Origin of the sequence: Pseudoxanthomonas sp. LjRoot143 (assembly GCF_964252945.1) — a bacterium.
Taxonomy (GTDB): domain Bacteria; phylum Pseudomonadota; class Gammaproteobacteria; order Xanthomonadales; family Xanthomonadaceae; genus Pseudoxanthomonas_A.
On record NZ_CAXUPM020000002.1, the window covers coordinates 20786 to 38731 of the forward strand.

Below are 17946 nucleotides of genomic sequence, written 5' to 3' on the forward strand. Positions count from 1 at the left end.
GCAGGAGCGCAGGGATTGTCCCGATGAAGATCGCTGCGCACACACGGCTTCTACGGTCCAGCCAGCGCCGCATGCGCTGGCAGTCCCGTCACCCCCGTTGCGCTACCCGGACACGCCATTGATTTGCTTTGGCGGCAAGGCGCTCCCCAGCAACAGTCCCACGAACACGACGAAGGCACTGGTACTGAGCGCATGGGCGAACATCGACTGTGTCAGTCCCGACACCATGTAGGTAGCTACCAGCATGCAAACCGTCCATGCCGGCCCGATGGGCACATGAAGGTGTTCGCGCCGGATCTGTCGTGCAGCCACCCACAGCGGCGCCAGGTACAGTATCGCCAGGCCGGCGACGCCAATCAGCCCCATTGTCGCCCCCCATTGCGCAAGGTCGTTGTGCGCGTGACCCAGCCCGCAGAAGTGCCGCTGCGCATCCTCGCAATACGTGCTGGCATCGATCCGGTCGGCAAAAGTCCCAACCCCCGCACCTGTCAGCGGCGACTCGCGGAACGCGTCCCACGCGACCGACAACAACGCCATGCGCGCACTGATGGGCTGGTCTACTTCGCCGACAGCGAAGCCGGACACATCGTCGTGAAGTTGGTCGAGCCGGAACTGACTGGACAGCCATGGCACCGTCCACATGGCGACAAACAGCGCACACAGCAGGCAGACCGCGCCCCCCAGACGCCACCAGCGATGGCGGGACGCTGTGCCGACCAGCAGCATCAGCATCACCAGCCCGAGTCCGGGCAGAACCCCGCGACTGCCGCTGAGGATGACCACCACATTGGCGAGCACGATCGCGATGGCCAGCAGCAACTTCAAGGCTCTGCCGTCATGGGCCGGACGACAGAACACGGCGATGACCAGCAGCGCCAGCACCGCATTGGCGAACACGATCGGGTTCGCATCGCTGCTGGCCCGTTCGACGCCCAGCGACATCTGCGCAATGGAAACGACGAACGCGATCAGCAAGCCCGTCAACGCGCCGTACCACAAGCCTGACATGCGCACACGCGTCGTCCATGCGAGCCACGCACACCACGGCAGCAGCAACGCGCGCGATGGATTGTCCAGCACCGATAACGGCGCGCCATCCATCCACATGGACACTGCCACGACCGCAACCACCCCCAGCGCGGCCGCCAACAGGATGTACAGCGCCTGCGGCACAGGCCGCCGGCTCCGCCAGGCGTTGGGCAAGGCCAGCACCGTTGCGGCCAGCATCAACACGGCGAAGACCGAAAGGCCTTTCGGCACCACCAGCAACGCGGCTGCGCTGAATCCGGCAAGCCACGCCAACCCGCGCGCGACATCCTGTCGACGTGTACTCCTTTCCTGCATGTCCTCGGGTCCTGCGAATGGCAACAGCACGATCATGAAAGCAGCGGCCCGGAAACCTCCTGGGTCAGGAAGTCTGCGCCATCCCCTTCGCCACAACGTCAACGTGGCGTGAATCGATGGCCTGCCGGCACGCGGGAAGTATGCCGCATGCCAAGAATCCGCGAACGCCCGTTACCGTGAGATGGGAGATCGGCGCGGCATCCTGCAACGCGACTCACGCTTTGCGCATCGACGCGTAGAAGAATCCATCCATGTCCTGTTCGCCGGGCAGGCGCTGGCGCCCTGCGCCGTCGAGATGACCCCAATGCTCTCCCACGGGCTCGATCCGTGCGTCAGGATGTCGCACGCGGAAAGCATCGATCTGATCCGCGTTCTCCCTGCGCAGCAGGGAACAGGTCGCGTAGACCAATCGCCCCCCCGGACGCAGCACGTGCCAGGCCGCATCGAGCAGGCGCGCCTGCAGAGCGACCAGCGCCGCCAGGTCTTCGGGGCGCCGGTGCAGCAGCACGTCCGGCTGGCGGCGCACGATGCCGGTCGCCGAACAGGGCGCATCCAGCAACACCGCATCGAAAAACTGCCCGTCCCACCATGCCACCGTGTCCGCGGCATCCGCGGCGCGCAGCTGCGCATCCGCACCCACGCGCTGCAGCGTTTCGCGCACGCGCTGCAGGCGCCGGTCGTCGACATCCAGCGCGAGCACCTGCAGCGTCGGGTCGCGCTCGAGCAGATGCGCGGTCTTGCCCCCGGGTGCCGCGCACATATCGAGTACGCGTGCACCCTGCGGCAGATCGTGGAACAGATCGGCAACGCACTGCGCCGCCCCATCCTGCACGGAGACATCGCCAGCGGCGAAGCCCGGCAATGCCGTGGCCGCCACCGGTGCATCCAGTACCAGGGCATCGAGCACGCCATCCGCCGGCGCGGCGGTGATGCCCGCCTCCTCCAGGCGTTCCAGGTAGGCCTCACGGGTAAGACGCCGCCGGTTGACCCGCAACCAGAGCGGTGCCTCCTGGTGGCTGGCCGCGAAGATCGCGTCCGCCTGCGCCGGCCAGTCCTCGCGTACCTGCTGCCGCAGCCAGACCGGCCACAGGGCGTCGGCAGGCGCGGAGGGCAACCCTTCGCGTTGCGCGCGCCGGAGCAGCGCGTTCACCAGCTTGTCCTGATGGGGACGGCCGAGGGCACGCACCGCCTCGACGGTGGCCGACAGGGCCGCATGCGCCGGCAATCCCATCACCACCACCTGCGCGAAGCCCACATGCAGCAACGCGCGTAGTTCGTTGTCGGCGCGCCCCAGCGGCTTGGACATCCACGACGTCAATGCCGCCTCGCTGCGGGCGCGCGATCGCAGTGCCGCGAAACAGATCGCCTCAAGCAGCGCGCGATCGCGGGCGTCCTCAATGCGGGGCAGGTTCGTGGCCAGTTCCGCCTTCAGCGAGCGGCCGCGGTGCATCACCGCATCCACCACCCTGGCGGCCATCACGCGCACCGCGACGCCGGCCTGCGTACTCACGGCGACACCAGGTCCCGTCGCGCGTTGAGGTAATCCGCGACCGTGATCGCCTTGCCGCCCTCGCGCTGGACGACGCGCACGCGCAGCACGCCCTCGCCACAGGCGATATCCAGGCCCTGTCGGCTGGCGGCCAGCAAGCTGCCCGGCGACGCGGCATGCGCCTGCCCGACCGCCACGGCGCCGTGGATGCGCAGACGTTCGCCGGCGACCTGCGCTTCGGCGATCGGCCATGGGTTGAAGGCGCGCACCTTGCGCGCCAGCACCTCGGCAGGCTGCGTCCAGTCCAGCTTCGCCTCTGCCTTGTCCAGCTTGTGCGCGTACTCGACGCCCACCTCCGACTGCGGGTGCGGCGGCAGACGGACACCCGCGCGCAGCAGACCCAGCGCATCGCGCAGCACCTGCGCGCCAAGGTCCGACAGACGGTCATGCAACTGACCACCCGTGTCGTCCGGCCCGATCGGCAGGCTCTGAGCCAGTAGCACCGGTCCGGTGTCCAGGCCCGCTTCCATCTGCATCAGGCAGACGCCGGTCTCGTCATCACCGGCCTCGATCGCACGCTGGATGGGAGCCGCACCGCGCCACCGCGGCAGCAGCGAGGCGTGTACGTTCCAGCAACCGTACTGCGGGATGTCGAGCACCGCCTGCGGCAGGATCAGACCGTAGGCGACCACGATCATCACGTCCGGCTGCATCTCGCGCAGCGCGTCCTGGGTGGATTTCTTCTTCAGCGACAGCGGCTGCAGCACCGGGATGCCGCGCTGGATCGCTTCCAGCTTCACCGGCGACGGCGTCAGCCCGCGCCCGCGACCGGCAGGACGGTCGGGCTGGGTATAGACCGCGACCACCTCATGGTGGGCATGCGCCGCGCGGAGGCTGGGCACGGCAAACGCCGGCGTGCCGGCGAAGATGATTCTCATGGGAGTGCGGGTTCCGGAAAGGGGGATGAAGCGGGCGGGGACACCCCGGTCACCCGATCCCGCCGCAGGTGCACGTCAGGCGACGTGCTTGCGCTGCTTGGCCAGCTTCTTGCGCACCATCTCGCGCTTCAGCGGCGAGAGGTAGTCGACGAACAACTTGCCATCCAGGTGGTCCATCTCGTGCTGGATGCACACCGCCAGCAGGCCGTCGGCACGCAGCTCCTGCGGTTGGCCCTGGCGGTCAAGAAAACTTACGGTGATCTCGTCGGCGCGGGTAACGTCCGCGAAGATGCCGGGCACCGACAGGCAGCCTTCCTGGTAGACCTGTTCGCCCAGCTTGTCGCTCAGTTCGGGGTTGATGAAGACCTGCGGCTGGTTCTTCTCTTCGCTGATGTCGATGACCATGAAGCGCTGGTGCACGTCCACCTGGCTGGCGGCCAGGCCGATGCCGGGCGCGTCGTACATGGTCTCGAACATGTCGTCGAGCAGGCGCTGGAATGCGGGCGTCGTCACATGTCCGGCGTCGACCGCTGCCGCCTTCGTGCGCAGGCGCGGATCGGGGAATTCGAGGATGGGGAGCAGGGCCATGGTACGTCTCGGTATGGGGGCGCCAGTGGAATCCGGCAAGGCCTCACGAATTCTAACGCGGGCGCTTGCGTTGCGCCGGGTTTTCTGGACTATAGTGCTGACCACCTGTCGGGGAATCAGGTAGATACCGCCATGTTTAAATGTTTTCGTACGGTTTTCGCCGTTGCGGTGCTGACCGTCGGCACCTATGCGGCTGCCGCCGAGATGGCGGAACGCCATCCTGATACCTACGTGGTCAAGCGTGGCGACACGCTGTGGGACATCTCGGCCCGCTTCCTCAAGAAGCCGTGGCTGTGGCCGGAGATCTGGCAGGCCAACCCGCAGATCCAGAACCCGCACCTGATCTATCCGGGCGACGTCATCAGCCTGGCCTACCTGGACCGCGTCGCGGTGCAGCCGGGTCCGCGCCAGGAAGCGCCGCTCAATGCCATTCCGCTGTCCGACATCGAGGCCTACCTGAAGGATCGCCGCATCGTCGACAGCTTCGACCACCTGCCGCATGTGGCAGCGCTGGAAGAGGACCGCCTGCGCGGTTCCGGTGGCCACAACATCTACGTGCGTGGCCTCGATGGCGCGCAGGCCGGCCAGCGCTTCCTGGTCGTGCGTCCCACCGCCCGGTTCACCGACAACCCGCGCGCCCAGGACCTGGATTTCCGCGGCAAGTCCATCCGCGGCGAAGTGGACCAGTGGAAGGACATCGTCGAGCAGACAGGCAAGGGTGCTTTCCTGGGCTACGAACTTGCCAAGGTCAACGTGGCGACCTTCACCCGCGGCGTCGTGCCGGGCACCGAAGTCAGCACGCTGGTGGCCGATATCGGCGGCCATGAAGTGCGCGTCGGCGATCGACTGATCCCGGTCGATGCCCAGCCCTACGATCTGCACTTCTTCCCGCACCCGCCCGCCGCCGATCCGGCCGGCAAGCTGCGTGTGCTGGCGGTGGCTGATGCCCTCACCTCCGGAGGCACCCGCGACGTGATCGCCATTTCCGGCGGCCGCCTGGATGGCGTGGACAACGGCACGGTGTTCTCTATCTGGCGCAACGGCAACCACACCGCCAACCGCATGGCGCATCCGGAATCCTCACGCATCAGCGAGTCGACGAAGTCGGGTGCCGGTCGCGTGAGCCTGCCGGACGAGTACGCCAGCCATGCGATGGTGTTCCGCACGTTCGACAAGGTCAGCTACGCGCTGGTGATGGAAGGCGTGGACGTCACGCGTGTCGGCTACGAGCTGAAGCACCCCGACGCGACGTACTGACGCGGGTCAGGCAAGTCCTACGCAACACCGCGACGGCGCCCGAGGGCGCCGTCGTCGTTCCGGGCCTACGCTGGCCCGCATGCCCAACGAAGACACGATGGCCCTGGCCCGGCTGGTCCTGGCCGGCGGCCCCGTCCTGCCCCGCCGCCGCCTGCTGGAGCGGTGGCGATCGCCTGCCGCCGCGGTCGCGGCGGGTGCGCGCGCATGGCGGGAGGAAGGACTGGACGCGGCCCAGACAGCGCGCCTGCAGGGCGACGACATCCACCCTGCACTTGCTCGTACGCAGCATTGGCTGCAGGTCTCCGGCCACCATCTGCTGGGCTGGCAGGATGCGGACTACCCCGCCCAGTTGCGCGCGATGTCCAGCCCACCGCTCGCGCTGTTCGTCGATGGCGACCCCACCCTGCTCTGGCGCCCCGCGGTCGCCATCGTTGGCAGCCGCAGCCCGACCAGCGGCGGCCGCGACAATGCCCACTACTTCGCGCGCGCGCTCGCTTCGGCAGGGATCGTCGTGGTCAGCGGCATGGCACGGGGTATCGATGCGGCAGCACACGAAGCCGCACTGGCAGCGGGCAGCGGCACGACGGTGGCGGTGGTCGGCACGGGTCCCGACATCGCCTATCCGCCCACCCACGACCGCCTCCGCGACCGGCTGGCCATGCAGGGCGCCGTGGTCAGCGAGCATCCTCCCGGTACGCCCGCGGTGCGCAGCCACTTCCCGGCCCGCAACCGGATCCTCGCCGGGCTGGCGCTGGGCACGCTGGTCATCGAGGCGGCCGAACAATCCGGGGCGCTGATTACCGCCCGACAAGCCGGTGAAGCCGGACGCGAGGTCTTTGCCGTTCCCGGCTCGATCCACAACCCCAAGGCCCGTGGCTGCCATCGGCTGATCCGCGACGGCGCCGCCCTCGTCGAAGACCCCCGTGAAGTCGTCGATGCCCTCGTCCACTTGGCGGCGGACCTCGCCGACGCCCTGCGTGCCCGGCTTGGCGAGGCTGAATCGGGGGTGATCGCAGGCCCGGGAGAGACGCCCCTGCGTCTGGATGCCGACTACCAGCGATTGTGGGACGCACTCGGTCATGACCCAACAGGTATGGATCAGCTCGTCTCACGGACCGGATTGACGGCCGCAGAACTGTCCTCCATGCTGCTGGTCATGGAACTGGATGGCTTAGTAACGGCGGAACACGGCCGATACCAGAGAAAGACCGGTTTCTTCACCTCCACAGCGTCGTTGACGCAGGCCGAGGGGCAATGAAAGAGAGCATCCTGGATGTACTGCTGTACCTGTTCGAACACTACTTCACCGAAGATGCGGACCCCGTCCGCGACCGCGACTCTCTCCAGAACGGCCTGATCCAGGCCGGCTTCAGCCCCACCGAGATCAGCAAGGCCTTCGACTGGCTCGACGCGCTCGCCGACCAGCGGCCCGCGGCATCCACGCCGCGCGTCGGTGGCCCGACCCGCGTCTTCCACGGTCCGGAACTCGAGAAGCTGGACGTCGACTGCCGCGGCTTCCTGCTGTTCCTGGAACAGCATGGCGTCCTCGACGCGGACCAGCGCGAGCTGGTGCTGGACCGCGCCATGGCGCTGGACCAGGACGAGCTGGACCTGGACGACCTGAAGTGGGTCGTGCTGATGGTGCTGTTCAACCAGCCGGGTTCCGAAGCCGCCTACGCGTGGATGGAAACCCAGATGTTTGCCGACGAGCCCGAGCCGGTACACTGAGGCGTTGATCCGCTTCAGGGGGAAGCATGTCGGGTTGGTATTACGCCGACCGGAACCGTGAGCAGCACGGTCCGGTCTCGTCGGATGAACTGGTCACCCACTTCCGTTACGGACGCGTCGCGCTGGACAGCCTGGTCTGGCGCGACGGCATGTCGCAATGGCAGCCACTGCGCGATTTCGCCGACGAGCTCGGCCTGAATCCCTCCCCTGCGGAAGCGACCATCACGCCGCCCCCGGTGCCGCCTACGCCCTCCGCGCCCGCCGGCACCTCGCCGCACGACCGTCTTTTGCGTACCCCCGTGGCGCCTGCACCCAAGCCGCGCATGTCGGGCGGCAAGATCGCGCTGATCGTTATCGCTGTGCTGCTGGTGCCCTGCCTGGGCATCGGCGCGATCCTCGCCGCGATCTCGATTCCCGCGTACAACGACTACACGATGCGCGCCAAAGTGACGCAGGCCATCGCCGAGAGCCAGACGCTCAAGCAGCACGTGGAGGCCGTCCGCGTCGGCGGTGGGCGTTGCCCTGGCAATGGCGAGGACGGCATCGGTACGCCGGAGAGCTACGCCAGCACCTACATCACGCGCGCGACCGTCGGCGAGTTCGACGATGGCACCTGCGGCTTCGAGCTGGAATTCCGCAACACCGGCAACACCGAGATCGATGGCGGCAAACTGTGGTGGGATCTGGGCAGCGAGCACAGCCAATGGCAGTGCTCGTCGGAGATCCCAGACAAGTGGCTGCCGCTGGACTGCCGCGGCTGAACAACGTCAGCGTGGCGACGCGGGCCACGCTTTTCATCGGGGAATGATGCAATGACGCAGTGGTACTACGCCGACGCCGGTGGGCATCGGCAGGGGCCGTTCTCGGCCGAGGAACTGGAAAGCCACGTGCGCCACGCGCGCCTGCACGCGGCATCGCTGGTGTGGCGCGACGGCCTGCAGGAGTGGCAGCCGTTGTCCACGGTCGCGGCGGAACTCAACCTGCAGCTCGACGCACCGGCCGCCCCCATCGCGGACGCCGCGGTGCCGGCGGCGGATGCGCCGTATACGCCGCCGACCGCCGACCTGGCCGCGTTGCAGCCCGTCATCGCTGGCGGCCACATCGTGCACGCGGGCTTGTGGAAGCGCTTCGCCGCCAGCTTCATCGACAGCATCGTCACCACCATCATCAGCTATGCGCTGATGATCCCGCTGATGCTCATCGGCGTCGGCGTGATGGGGGCCGGCGGCTCCGACAATCCGTTCGCTGCCGGGGCTGGCATCGCCTCGATGCTCGCGATCTATCCGATCCTGTTCCTCGCGCCCTGCATCTACTTCGGCTGGATGCAGTCGTCCTCACTGCAGGCCAGCCTGGGTAAGCTGGCGGTCGGCATCAAGGTGGTCCGCACTGACGGCCAGCGCACCAGCTTCTGGCGCGGCTTCCTGCGCTCGCTGGCGTATCTGGTCTTCAGCATGGTCACCTGCGGCCTGGGCGTACTGATCTCCGGCCTGATGGTCGCGTTCACCGAGCGCAAGCAGGCGCTGCACGACATGATCTGCGACACGCTGGTGGTCGACAAATGGGCCTTCACTGCGTTCCCGGAACGCCAGCGCGACGAACTGGGCGTGGTGACCATCGTGATCCTGGTCCTGGCCGCGCTGATGATCCTCGGCAGCCTGGCGATCTACGGCTTCATGGGCGCGATGATGATGAAGGGAATGTCATGACGCAGTGGTATTACGTGGATGCGCAGCAACAGCGCCATGGTCCGGTCGATCCCCGCGTGGTGGGCGACCTGTTCCGCGACGGCACGCTCGGCCGGACCTCGCTGGTCTGGCGCGAAGGCATGCAGGAATGGACGGCGCTGATCAACGTGGCACCGGAGCTGCGTCTGGACATGACGCCGCCACCGCCGCCCGTGCCCGACGCGATCGAGGCTCCCGCCGCGGCGACGCTGGAAACCGAGCGCCCGCTCACCGGCCGCGCGGTGTTCACGGCAAGCGAGCCCACCTATCTGTCCGCTGACACGGTCGTGCGTCCGGAACCCACGCTCGCGACCGGACATTCGCCCTACGCGGCGCCGCGCGCGGATATCGGCGCCCATGCCTACGCCGCTGCGGTACACGAAGGGCACGTGGTCTACGCGGGCTTCTGGAAGCGGGTGGCAGCCAGCCTCATCGATGGCTTCGCCATCGGCCTTCCGGTCGCCATCATCGTGGCGATCGTCGGCGGCCTGCTCGGCTGGGGAAGCAGCTTCAGCGGCGACCTGATGGCGAGCAATCAGTTCAATCCCGGCGAAACCGTCCTGTCCTGGGTGCTGAGCGCCCTGGTGTTCGCATGGTTTCACTCCAGTGCTGGCCTGCTGGCCACTCCCGGCAAGCTGGCGATCGGCATCAAGGTAGTGCGTGCGGACGGCGAAAAGATCAGCTTCCTGCGCGGCTTCGGCCGCTACTGGGCCTACCTGCTGAGCGCCATGCTGCTCTGCATCGGCCTGCTCATGGCCGCCTTCACCGGCCGCAAGCAGGGCCTGCACGACTTCATGTGCGACACGCTGGTGGTCGACAAGTGGGCCTTCACGTCGCAACCGGAGCGCCAGCGCGACGAACTGGGGACCGTGACCGTGGTCGTCCTGGTGGTGGGTGGCCTGATGGTGGCCGGCGTCTTGGTCCTGGCAGTACTGGCCGGCTTCGCCCTGGCATCGATGGGCCGCTGAGACGGCCTGCCGGGGCGTGACCGGGGTCGCGGCCCTGGCGTCTGGCCGCCCGCCGCGGCTTGACAGGCCGGGCCCGGCCGTGACACCACTATAAAAAGGAAAACTGAACGCCCGGGGCCCCCGCCCCGGGCGTCCGCTTCTCTGGCGCCCGCGTCCGGGGCACCCTAGCCGACCCTGCCGGCCCACCCGAACTCCCCTGAATCCCTGACATGCCCAAGCACCTGCTCATCGTCGAGTCGCCCGCCAAGGCCAAGACGATCAACAAATACCTCGGCAAGGACTTCACCGTCCTCGCGTCCTACGGCCACGTCCGTGACCTAGTGCCGAAGGAAGGGGCGGTGGACCCGGCCAACGGGTTCGCGATGCGGTACGACCTGATCGAGAAGAACGAAAAGCACGTCGATGCGATCGCCAAGGCCGCCAAGGGCGCCGACGACATCTTCCTGGCGACCGACCCGGACCGCGAAGGCGAGGCGATCAGCTGGCACATCGCGGAGATCCTCAAGGAACGTGGCCTGCTCAAGGACAAGCCGCTGCACCGCGTGGTGTTCACCGAAATCACCCCACGCGCCATCAAGGAAGCCATGGGCCAGCCGCGGCAGATCGCCGACGACCTGGTCGATGCGCAGCAGGCGCGCCGCGCGCTGGACTACCTGGTCGGCTTCAACCTGTCGCCGGTGCTGTGGCGCAAGGTGCAGCGCGGCCTGTCCGCCGGCCGCGTGCAGTCGCCGGCGCTGCGCATGATCGTCGAGCGCGAGGAGGAGATCGAAGCCTTCATCGCCCGCGAGTACTGGAGCATCGAGGCCGAGTGCGCGCATCCGCGCCAGGCGTTCACCGCCAAGCTCACCAAGCTGGACGGGCAGAAGTTCGAACAGTTCACCGTCACCGACGGCGATACCGCCGAAGCCGCGCGCCTGCGCATCCAGCAGGCCGCACAGGGCACGCTGCACGTCACCGACGTGACCAGCAAGGAACGCAAGCGCCGTCCCGCGCCGCCGTTCACCACTTCGACGCTGCAGCAGGAAGCCTCGCGCAAGCTCGGCTTCACCACCCGCAAGACCATGCAGGTCGCGCAGAAGCTGTACGAGGGCGTCGCCATCGGCGACGAGGGCACCGTCGGCCTGATCAGCTACATGCGTACCGACTCGGTGACGCTGTCGCAGGACGCGCTGGCCGAGATCCGCGACGTCATCGCGCGCGACTACGGCACCCAGGCGCTGCCGGACAAGCCGAACGTCTACGTCACCAAGTCGAAGAACGCGCAGGAAGCGCACGAAGCCGTGCGCCCGACCAGTGCGCTGCGCACCCCGGCGCAGGTGGCCAAGTACCTGAGCGACGATGAGCGCAAGCTCTACGACCTCATCTGGAAGCGCGCCGTCGCCTGCCAGATGGTGCCGGCCACGCTGAACACCGTCAGCGTCGACCTCGCCGCCGGCAGCCAGCACAGCTTCCGCGCCAGCGGCACCACCGTGGTCGACCCGGGCTTCCTGGCCGTCTACGAGGAAGGCAAGGACCAGAAGGCCGCCGAGGACGACGACGAAGGCCGCAAGCTGCCGCCGATGAAGCCCGGCGACACCGTTCCGCTGGACCGCATCCACGCCGACCAGCATTTCACCCAGCCGCCGCCGCGCTTCACCGAAGCGGCGCTGGTGAAGGCGCTGGAGGAGTACGGCATCGGCCGTCCCTCCACCTACGCCTCGATCATCCAGACGCTGATCTTCCGCAAATACGTGGAAATGGAAGGCCGCGCGTTCAAGCCCAGCGATGTCGGCCGCGCGGTCAGCAAGTTCCTGTCCGGCCACTTCACCCAGTACGTCGACTACGACTTCACCGCCAAGCTGGAGGACGAGCTCGACGCCGTCTCCCGCGGCGAGGAGGAGTGGGTGCCGTTGATGGAGAAGTTCTGGGGCCCGTTCAAGGAACTGGTGGACGAGAAGGCCGAGACGGTTGATCGCAGCGAAGCCACCGGCGCGCGCGAACTCGGCACCGATCCCAAGTCCGGCAAGCCGGTCAGCGTGCGCCTGGGCCGCTACGGGCCGTATGCGCAGATCGGCGACAAGGACACCGACGAGAAGCTGGAGTTCGCCTCGCTGCGTCCCGGCCAGTCGATGCACACCATCAGCCTGGAAGACGCGCTGGAGCTGTTCAAGCTGCCGCGCAAGCTCGGCCAGGACAAGGACCAGGAAGTGAGCGTCGGTATCGGCCGCTTCGGTCCGTTCGCCAAGCGCGGCAGCACCTATGCCTCGCTGAAGAAGGAAGACGATCCGTACACGATCGACCTGGCGCGCGCGGTGTTCCTGATCGAAGAGAAGGAAGAGATCGCGCGCAACCGCATCATCAAGGAATTCGACGGCAGCGATATCCAGGTGCTCAACGGCCGCTTCGGCCCGTACATCAGCGACGGCAAGCTCAACGGCAAGATCCCCAAGGACCGCGAGCCCGCCTCGCTGACGTTCGAGGAAGTGCAGAAGCTGCTGGAGGAAACCGGCAAGCCGGTGCGCAAGGGCTTCGGCAAGAAGGCAGCGACCAAGAAGGCCGCGGTGAAGAAGGAAGCCGCGCCGAAGAAGGAAGCGGCCAAGAAAGCGCCAGCCAAGAAGGCCGCGAAGAAGGCGACCAAGAAGACGGCGGCGAAGAAAACCGCAACAAAGAAGACTGCGACCAAGAAGACCACGGTGAAGAAGGCCGGCAAGCCTGCGGCCGACGACGACGCGCCGTTCTGACACCGCTCGAAGGACCCGGGCCATGCCGATCGAAAGGACCATCGAGGAAGCGGCGGAAGTGATCCGCAGCGGCGGCGTGGTCGCCTACCCCACCGAGGCCGTGTGGGGACTGGGCTGCGATCCGTTCGATGAAGGCGCCGTGCTGCGCCTGCTGGCGATCAAGCAGCGCCCGGTCGAGAAGGGCCTGATCCTGATCGCCGCCACGCTGGAGCAGCTCAAGCCGCTGATCGACGTGGCCGCCGTGCCGACCGACCGCCTGGCCGAGGTGCTGTCCAGCTGGCCCGGTCCGCATACCTGGATCATGCCCGCCACCGCGCAGGCACCGCGCTGGGTCACCGGTGCGCACCGCGGCATCGCCGTGCGCGTCAGCCAGCATCCGGTCGTGACCGGTCTGTGCCAGGCCTATGGCGGCGCGCTGGTGTCCACGAGTGCCAACCTCAGCGGCCAGCCCCCGGTCAGCGAGCAGGCGGCGCTGGATCGCGCCCTGCTGGCGCGCGTGGACGCCGTGGTACCGGGTGCTACCGGCGGCCTGGAGCGCCCCACCGCCATCCGCGATGCGCTGACCGGCCAATCGCTGCGTGACTGACGGCCATACGGGCCGCGCTTTCACCTTCCCATCCCCTGCCCCGGCGCGCACCATGGGGACATGCCCCGTGTCGTCCTGCCCCTGCTGGTCCTGCTGACCGCCTTGCCGTCCGGCGCGCACGCGCAGGCGCCGGCGGGCACCCAGGTCACCATCTACCGCTGCGTCGCGGCCAACGGCACCGTGGCCTTGCGCGATTCGCCCTGCCTGAAAGGCGAGAAGCAGGAAGTCCGCGCGATGCAGCGGCCGCAGGATCCACCGCCGCGTGCGGCCGCCAACACGCCCGCCCCCGTGCCGCAACAGGCCCCGCCCCCAGCGCCGGCGACGCGCGTGGTCTACCTCACGCCGCCGAAGCCGATGTACGAATGCACCACCCCCGAGGGCCAGACCTATACCAGCGACAACGATGACGGCAATCCGCGCTGGATGCCGTATGGCGGCGTCTATTCCGGCTATCCGGTATACCCGCGCAGCGGCGGCAGCGTGTCGGGCAACGTGTCGATCGGCAACGGCAACCTCTCCTTCCACAGCGGCGATCGCCCTCCGCCACGACCTCCCGGTGGTGGCGGCCATCATCCTGGTCCCCGCCCGGTCTTCGTTCCTGGCGGCGCCTGGGTGCGCGACACCTGCCATCCGCTTCCGCAACAGGAAGTCTGTGCCCGCCTGTCCGACCGCCGTTACGAAATCCTTCGCCGCTATGGCGCGGCGCTGCCCAGCGAGCGCCGCACGCTAGACTTGGAACAGCGCGGCATCGATGCGCGCATGTCCAACGATTGCAGGTAATGATGAGCGCCTTTCCACGTCCCTTGGCATGTCTGCTGCTCGCCCTGGCGTGCGGCAGTGCCGGCATCGACACGGCGACAGCCGCCGAAATCACCATCTACCGCTGCACCGATGCCAGTGGCGCCCTGACGCTGCAGAACTCGCCATGCCCCAAGGGCATGAAACAGGAAGCCCGCACCATGCAGGGCGTGAACACCGTGCCGATGGCACCGGGCCAGTCGGGCACCGCGGCGACGCCTGCCCTCGCACCTGCTGCGCCCGCACCCGCGACGACCTCCGCGGAACCGCCGACCACCCCGGAGATCGCCACACCGCCTGCATCGCCGACCAGCAACACCCGACGCCTGCCGCCTCCCGTCATGTTCCAGTGCACGACCTACGACAAGGGGCGCTACGTCACCGAAGATCCCGAACCGGCATCCCGCTGCGTCACGCTGCAGACCATCGGGCTGGATGGCAACCCGCAGTCCGGCGCCGGCCAGGCCTGCGAAGTGGTGCGCGACATCTGCGCACGCGTGCCCGATGGTGCGCTGTGCGAGGCCTGGCAGAAGCGCCGCGACGAAACCGAAGTCGCCTTCCGCTTCGCGCGCCCCGAGAATGCCGAGAAGAACCGCGCCGACTACGAGCGCGTCGCGCGCATCGTCGCCGAGAGCAGCTGCGGGCTGTAACAGTCGTTCAAGCTGCCCGATATCCGTGTGGGCCTGCTCGCCCGACACAGAGCCATAGGTTGGTGTGAGCTTGTGAACGCCAACGCTGGGATGTCGGACAAAATGCGATGCCCGGGTTAACTTCGTTCACCCCGAACCTATCGCACTCACTCGGAACAGGCTTGGATGCGCTGCATGCAGGCCTCCACGCTTCCGCATAGCGCCGTCATCGCACGCATGCTGGCTTCGGCATTCTGTACGTCCACATTCTTTCCGATCTCTGCCATGCGTGCCAGAAAGGCGTCGCAACTGGCACTGGCGGCCCCTCCCCTGCCTTCATCGGGAAAGAGTTGCCTCGGCTTACGCGCCGCGGCGTCGTTCGCCTTCTCGTCCTTGCAGACGCGACATGATTCCACGGAAATGGACTGCTGTCCGGAGAACCTGGCAACGGATTCCCATTCCTTGCCACCCCAGAATACCGAGACTTGCGGGGAGCCGCCGAGATACCAGTCGACGCGAGAGCACTGCGTGCTTGACGAGGTGATCAGCACTCCCTCGCGATCCGGCTTGATCGTCGCGGTGCAACCAGAAATCCAGCCATTGCTGCTGCAATCGCAGCGTGCCATGGCTCCGCCACTTACGGACATGGCAAAAATTAGGAACAGGCAGAGCGCTGTTACTCTCATTGCACATTCCCCCTAGACCAGTAAAAGCAAACAGTGAAATCCGGTCATCTCGTGACAATTATGCTTGCAGATGTTCCGGCTCCGCCTCTCACGGAATAGGTTCTCGTTGACGAACTATTCGTATCTGTGGCTCTTACGGATATTGACCCCGTGTTGGCATTGGCATAACTGCAATTACCTTTGTGGCCACTCCCGTTCACGGCAGTTGCAACAATGGAATTCCTGCCGAAATTGATATTCATGCTTCTACACTGCTTTCTATTCAATAATTCAGCGGTGAATATCTGCCCATTGACACCCACAGAAAGAATATCTCCATCCTCACACTCGTGATCCCATATGCAAACCTCAACCTGCCCCGATCCTGCGGATTTGATGTTGAAATCCTGAAGAAGCTCCTGCCTAAAGCCATCATTACTGGCAAAAGATGCACTTGGTGCGGCACAGGCAATGACACCCCCTGAGGGATTACCAGGCCTGACCGCCCACCAGCCCGGAGTTGAGTCTCCTGCGCCATATGTGCACCTGCATGTGTATCCCTCTGGCCCCGATCCAAAGGTTTGCAATGGATATCCATCGCAGGTCTTCGAGTTCCTTTTGCTGGCAGTCGTAGGCGCGGTGTACGTCGGGATAGGCGTCGTCGGAGCCAAAACCCCGCTCTTGGCGCCCTCATATCCGACATACCCCGCCATCCCGAGCGTCAACAGCGTAAACGTCCCATCCCAATCCACGTCGCGGTCCTTGACCGTCGCAGCGAGCACGATTCTTCCGTTCTCCGCGAAGACAATGCAGTCCTTGCTGCCACTGTTCTTGCAATTCTTCATTGCCTGCTCTTTGGCTTGAGACAGCCTCCCACCTTCCGCACCAAAGCAACTCCGGTTGTTCGCACTGACGGCAGTCACATAGTGCTCGCCCGTGCTACCGGTTCGGCCCCTGTCGTGGTGAGAAGCGCAGTCAACGTAACGAGGATTCTTCACCATACTGGTCGTCCAGCAACCTTGGAGCAGAAGACTCGCAACGCAAAGCAGCACAACCAGTGTCTTGTTCATAACGCCCCCATGCGCCAGCCTAACCTTGGCATCTACGTCAGCCGCCACTCGCCACCCGCCATACCCCAAGCTTTCACCACAGGCGATGCCATTCGCCCCAGACCAGGGAATACAGCCCACGGCCGACGTATCGGGCTATATGAAAGAGCGTGCGACCCATCCAGGCTCGACGCATCATCAAACTTAATGATCTGCCATGGCCTGCCACTGACCCACCCTCCGTTGCCGGGAGTGGGGACACCATCTGAATGGCATGCCGATGCGCAACGGGACCAAAGCTCCTAGCGATGACCGGTACCAGCACGCCCTTGGCGCGCTCTATGGGCGCGTATCGGAGGGGGCGTCTTTCATTGAGGCTGCCGGGGCGGCCAACAGCCTTCTTGGCTGCCACATGATGGGCCTGCACGTCGAAGACGTTGAGTCGCGAACGAGCGTGGTGCAGATATCAGGGCCCGCCACATCGCACGACATGAGCCGCTTGATGATGGAGTACCAGCGTCATTGGCAAGGCGAGAATGCCTGGCTCCATCGTGGCATGGCCCGCCTTCAGAGATACGGGTTCAGCGATGGCGATGACGCCGTGACCGAGAGCGAATTATCGCAGATACCGTACTACACGCGCTTCCTGTCGCCACTCGATATACGGCACGGTGTGGCTTTCCTCCTGGAGGGAGGCGTTACGGGATCAGTCACGGTGCTGTCGGTCAACCGATCACGCAACGTCGGCCACTTCCAAGCGAACGAGAAAGCACAGCTACCGCTGCTTCTCCCCCATCTTCGATCTGCCTACCGCCTGTCGAAAATACTCCAAGAAGAAAGACAGGCTTCGGCGTCATTGCGAGCATTGCTCAATGCCGCCGGGCCGGGGATTTCCTTGATCTCGGGCGATGGGGCGCTCTGCGAAATCAACGAAGCAGCCCGCCACGCGATCGGCGCCGTCGGCTGCACGCACCCACCAAGAAAAGGGGTCATGCTTGCCTTTTCCGCGACCGCAACCCAGGAACGCTTCCTCAAAGCATTGGCCCGAGCACGCAACAATGCATCCGGCAGCGCTTCCTTCCATGCGCCCTGCTACCGGTTGCCCGGCGTCCGCTACGCTGTCGAGCTCCTGAGAATGTCGGATGCGAAGACGCCCGGCCCCGCCAATGTTTGTCTACTCATAAACCCGTTGGATATCGCAGAAGCCGGGCAGGAAGACGAGGCGCGTCTCATGCAGGTGTTCGGCTTCACCGCTAGCGAGGCCTTGGTGGTCGCGCAACTCGTCGTGTTGGGATCAGTCGAAAAAGTAGCCCACCGCCTGCGACTATCCCTGCCTACGGTCCGCACACACATACAACATGCCTTTCAGAAAACCTGCGTCAGCAAGCAGACTGAACTGGTGCTGCTAGCCGAACGTGTTGTCCGCCGAACTACTGTGTCCAGCCATACAAGCTACTGATAGC

At 66.0% G+C, this 17946-nt stretch carries 17 protein-coding genes; 11 read left to right on the forward strand and 6 right to left on the reverse strand.

The window, feature by feature from the left end; genetic code table 11:
- Positions 1-102: 102 nt before the first annotated feature.
- The 4 genes from ACSQ1W_RS21125 to def all read right to left on the reverse strand — a co-directional run bounded on the left by ACSQ1W_RS21125 (position 103) and on the right by def (position 4359).
- Positions 103-1380, reverse strand: a complete 1278-nt coding sequence (locus tag ACSQ1W_RS21125; protein WP_436046312.1) for an O-antigen ligase family protein — start codon at positions 1378-1380, stop codon at positions 103-105.
- 178 nt (positions 1381-1558) lie between these two features.
- Entirely contained in the window at positions 1559-2854 is a 1296-nt protein-coding gene (gene rsmB / locus ACSQ1W_RS21130) for a 16S rRNA (cytosine(967)-C(5))-methyltransferase RsmB (protein WP_436046314.1), read from the reverse strand.
- Entirely contained in the window at positions 2851-3771 is a 921-nt protein-coding gene (gene fmt, locus ACSQ1W_RS21135; protein WP_436046316.1) for a methionyl-tRNA formyltransferase, read from the reverse strand. Before fmt ends, rsmB begins: the two co-directional genes overlap by 4 nt.
- A gap of 75 nt (positions 3772-3846) precedes the next feature.
- The gene (gene def, locus ACSQ1W_RS21140; protein WP_436046318.1) at positions 3847-4359 is read right to left on the reverse strand and encodes a peptide deformylase; all 513 of its coding nucleotides are present in this window, start codon (positions 4357-4359) and stop codon (positions 3847-3849) included.
- Between the two features lie 132 nt (positions 4360-4491).
- On the opposite strand from def, the gene ACSQ1W_RS21145 reads away from it, so the two are divergent.
- The 10 genes from ACSQ1W_RS21145 to ACSQ1W_RS21190 all read left to right on the forward strand — a co-directional run bounded on the left by ACSQ1W_RS21145 (position 4492) and on the right by ACSQ1W_RS21190 (position 14790).
- Positions 4492-5616, forward strand: a complete 1125-nt coding sequence (locus tag ACSQ1W_RS21145; protein ID WP_436046320.1) for a LysM peptidoglycan-binding domain-containing protein — start codon at positions 4492-4494, stop codon at positions 5614-5616.
- A gap of 79 nt (positions 5617-5695) precedes the next feature.
- Positions 5696-6874, forward strand: coding sequence for a DNA-processing protein DprA (gene dprA, locus ACSQ1W_RS21150; protein ID WP_436046322.1), 1179 nt, complete (start codon positions 5696-5698; stop codon positions 6872-6874).
- Positions 6871-7344: a DUF494 family protein gene (locus ACSQ1W_RS21155; RefSeq protein ID WP_055937630.1), complete on the forward strand. Its 474-nt coding sequence runs from the start codon at positions 6871-6873 to the stop codon at positions 7342-7344. The genes dprA and ACSQ1W_RS21155 overlap by 4 nt, the downstream gene beginning before the upstream one ends.
- Before the next feature lie 26 nt (positions 7345-7370).
- Entirely contained in the window at positions 7371-8105 is a 735-nt protein-coding gene (locus ACSQ1W_RS21160; RefSeq protein ID WP_436046325.1) for a GYF domain-containing protein, read from the forward strand.
- Between the two features lie 51 nt (positions 8106-8156).
- Positions 8157-9050 carry an RDD family protein gene (locus tag ACSQ1W_RS21165; RefSeq protein WP_436046327.1) on the forward strand — a complete coding sequence of 298 codons (894 nt, stop codon included), beginning with the start codon at positions 8157-8159 and terminating at the stop codon, positions 9048-9050.
- Positions 9047-10036, forward strand: a complete 990-nt coding sequence (locus tag ACSQ1W_RS21170) for an RDD family protein (RefSeq protein WP_436046328.1) — start codon at positions 9047-9049, stop codon at positions 10034-10036. The genes ACSQ1W_RS21165 and ACSQ1W_RS21170 overlap by 4 nt, the downstream gene beginning before the upstream one ends.
- A 209-nt stretch (positions 10037-10245) precedes the next feature.
- Positions 10246-12756 (forward strand): DNA topoisomerase I, encoded by a 2511-nt coding sequence (locus ACSQ1W_RS21175; RefSeq protein WP_436046330.1) that lies wholly within the window; start codon positions 10246-10248, stop codon positions 12754-12756.
- Positions 12757-12778: 22 nt separating this feature from the next.
- On the forward strand, positions 12779-13342 hold the full coding sequence (locus ACSQ1W_RS21180; protein WP_436046331.1) for an L-threonylcarbamoyladenylate synthase: 564 nt from the start codon (positions 12779-12781) through the stop codon (positions 13340-13342).
- Between the two features lie 60 nt (positions 13343-13402).
- Positions 13403-14122 (forward strand): DUF4124 domain-containing protein, encoded by a 720-nt coding sequence (locus ACSQ1W_RS21185; protein ID WP_436046332.1) that lies wholly within the window; start codon positions 13403-13405, stop codon positions 14120-14122.
- A gap of 2 nt (positions 14123-14124) precedes the next feature.
- Positions 14125-14790 (forward strand): DUF4124 domain-containing protein, encoded by a 666-nt coding sequence (locus ACSQ1W_RS21190; RefSeq protein WP_436046333.1) that lies wholly within the window; start codon positions 14125-14127, stop codon positions 14788-14790.
- Positions 14791-14936: 146 nt separating this feature from the next.
- Here the strand turns inward: ACSQ1W_RS21190 and ACSQ1W_RS21195 are convergent, their stop codons facing one another.
- Positions 14937-15395: a hypothetical protein gene (locus ACSQ1W_RS21195; RefSeq protein ID WP_436046334.1), complete on the reverse strand. Its 459-nt coding sequence runs from the start codon at positions 15393-15395 to the stop codon at positions 14937-14939.
- Between the two features lie 104 nt (positions 15396-15499).
- The gene (locus ACSQ1W_RS21200; RefSeq protein WP_436046335.1) at positions 15500-16279 is read right to left on the reverse strand and encodes a hypothetical protein; all 780 of its coding nucleotides are present in this window, start codon (positions 16277-16279) and stop codon (positions 15500-15502) included.
- Between the two features lie 478 nt (positions 16280-16757).
- Between ACSQ1W_RS21200 and ACSQ1W_RS21205 the strand changes: the two genes are divergently transcribed.
- Entirely contained in the window at positions 16758-17942 is a 1185-nt protein-coding gene (locus tag ACSQ1W_RS21205) for a helix-turn-helix transcriptional regulator (protein WP_436046336.1), read from the forward strand.
- The last annotated feature ends 4 nt before the right edge of the window (positions 17943-17946 follow it).